Source organism: Streptomyces sp. Ncost-T10-10d, from assembly GCF_900091955.1.
Taxonomy (GTDB): Bacteria; Actinomycetota; Actinomycetes; order Streptomycetales; family Streptomycetaceae; genus Streptomyces.
Genome location: NZ_FMDF01000210.1, coordinates 1 through 2,618, shown reverse-complemented (window position 1 = coordinate 2,618; position 2,618 = coordinate 1). Strand labels below are relative to the sequence as shown.

At 68.5% G+C, this 2,618-nt stretch carries 2 protein-coding genes and 1 pseudogene; 1 reads left to right on the top strand and 2 read right to left on the bottom strand.

What is annotated here, in order from left to right; translation table 11 throughout:
* Nucleotides 1-419, bottom strand: a 419-nt coding sequence (locus GA0115254_RS36650; protein WP_256102964.1) for an amidase family protein, incomplete at its 3' end; no start/stop codon positions are given.
* Nucleotides 420-803: 384 nt separating this feature from the next.
* Between GA0115254_RS36650 and GA0115254_RS36645 the strand changes: the two genes are divergently transcribed.
* Entirely contained in the window at nucleotides 804-2,420 is a 1,617-nt protein-coding gene (locus tag GA0115254_RS36645) for a chitobiase/beta-hexosaminidase C-terminal domain-containing protein (RefSeq protein ID WP_176740438.1), read from the top strand.
* 62 nt (nucleotides 2,421-2,482) lie between these two features.
* Here the strand turns inward: GA0115254_RS36645 and GA0115254_RS46935 are convergent.
* Nucleotides 2,483-2,618: pseudogene (locus tag GA0115254_RS46935) on the bottom strand (RpiR family transcriptional regulator); the annotation flags it as partial.

The following is a 2,618-nucleotide window of genomic DNA, read 5'->3' as shown; positions in this document are numbered from 1 at the left end:
CGAGCGGGAGAGCGAGGCGTAGTACGTACCACCAGGCGACCGATGGCGGCATGACGACGGGTGCGTGGCGCGAGCCGCCCGGGGTCGAGGCCGTCGGCTTCGACCGCCGTACCGGCGGTCCATCGTGCGGCCGCAGCGGCGGCGGCACACAGGCGGCTGACGGTCTCGTGGTCGGCGGTGGCGGGTCCGGTCGGCGAGGCCGCGCTGCCGTTGCGGGTGGCCTGTCCGGCGACCGGGACGTTGCCCTTGATCGCAACGGGCACCCCCGCGAGCGGCAGGTCGGCCCGGTCCTTCCGGTCGGCGAGGGCATCTGCGGCGGCCAGCGCCTCTTCATCCGGTACGGCCCGGAAGGCGCCGAGGCGATCGCCCAGCCGCCGGATACGTTCCAGGTGCTCGACAATGACCTGACGATGCGTCACATCAGCGCACCGTACGACATCGGCGATCGACGGCGGTGCGGCCGGCCCAACCCGTCACACGTACTCCCCAGTGGCGTGCGAATGTCGCGGAGAGCGTAGGCGGCAAACCCGCGGGGCGGAAGCGCGGACCGTGCCCGAGCCACCTCGAACGCCGAACCCGGGCGACTGGAAAAGACGTCGAAGGAGCCGACCACCGCCGGGCGGCATGACGCCCGAGCGACCCCGACCAGAGATTCATGATCGCTTCACCGGGAAGTCGGCCAGGTCGCACCACGGCCTGACGCACGGCACCTAGTGTCTTTGGTTCAGACCGGTTATGCACTCGTTACACAGCCGGACCACAGCTCCGGGATCAGGATTCCCGGGCCGGAGAACAGGAACCCCGTGAGACTCACCCCTCTCGTGATCGCCGCGACGTCCGTCGCGCTCGTCTCCCCGACCGTCGCGCAAGCCCGGACCCCCGGCACCCTCACCCCGGCCGCACCCGGTGTGAGCGTCCCCGGCGGGCGGTACGAACACTCGGTCGAGCTGAAGTTCCGGGCCGAGCACGGGACCACAGTGCGCTACACGCTGGACGGTACGACCCCGACCCGCGACAGTCGCGTCTACTCCCCCGGCCGTCCGCTGCGGATCAAGAAGGACACCAATGTCACGGCGGTCGCCTTCCGCGGCAGGCAGAGCAGCGTCCCGGTGTCGTACGGCTATCTGATCAAGTCCCGGGAGAAGCCGCTCGCCCGTCTGGTCGTCATGTCCGATGTGCACGTAGGCAGCCATCAGAGCGCCGACAAGAAGTACGAGAGCTTCTTCGACACCATCGGGTCGATCTTTCCCGAGCCGGACGCGATCCTGTCCAACGGCGACATGATCAACGACAACGGGGACGGCAAGGGCCCCGACCACAGAATCGTCTCCGAGATCTTCCAGGCCAACCTCGCCCGCAAGGGCATGACCGACACCCGGTTGCTGATCTCCAACGGCAACCACGACGCGAGCCTCGACGCGATACGGGCCGGATATCCAAAGGCGTGGTTTCCCGACTCCGGCGGTGGCTACTACGAGTCCGAGGTGAAGGGCCTGCACATCCTCACGGTCAACACGGAGACGTACAACTCCAACACGGCCCAGCGCACTTGGCTGAAGGAGCGGCTCGCCGCGATCACCGCCGATCCGGCCTGTGCGGGCAAGCCGGTCCTGGTCCAGGGGCATCGACCCACCACCGGAACCACCATGGACGGCCAGCAGGCGTCCAACCCACGACTGGCAGAGGATCTGAGCGCCTTCCCGCAGGCCATCCTCTTCTCCGGTCACTCGCACCTGAACATCAACGACGACCGCTCGATCCACCAGCGCGACTTCACTTCGGTCAACGACGGTTCGATGAGTTACGTCGAGATCGATCACGGCTACCAGATGGTCACCGAGGACGGCCTCGCCGACCGCTTCGAGTCGCCGACCGCGCAGGCGCTCTTCGTCGAGGTCTACAAGGACCGCACGGAGATCGCGCGGGTGAACATGGCCGCGGACAAGCACGACATCTACACCGGTGGCCAGTGGTCGGCGAGCTGGCAACCGCCGTACGCCAGTGCGGGCACCCTGAGCGGTCCCACCTGGACCGTGCGTCTGAAGGGTTCGACGAGCCGGCAGATCAAGGAGAACTTCCGCTACACGGACGCCGAACGCAACACCGTGGCGCCGGAGTTCACCACGCGTGAGCCGCTGTCCCGGGTGCACGACGCGAAGGGCGGCACGGCTCTGCGGATCGCGCAGGCCGAGGACGACCAGATGGTGCACCACTACGACGTCGACATCACCGACGCTTCGACAGGCGCCTCGGTCGTCTCGTCCAAGGTCCTCTCGGACTTCTACTTCATGCCCCGGCCGAACACCCTCGACATCCCGGTGACGGGCGCGGTCGAGGGCGGCCGGTACGTGGCACGGGTCGTCGCTGTCGACGCGTACGGGAACGCCTCCCCGGCCGTGTCGCTGACGTTCGGCAAGTAATACTGCCGGGACCGGGCGGCTCCCTCCCTGGGGTGCCGTCCGGTCCCTGTCCTGCCGGGGGGTCAGGTCGCGTCGGGGTCGACCGCGGCCCGGCCCTTGGCGCGCCTGCCGACGACGGCTGCCGCCGCGACCGCGCTGCCCGCGAAGGCAAGGGCGACCATCCATGGCTGGTTGAAGGCATGCCGGGTGGCATGGTCG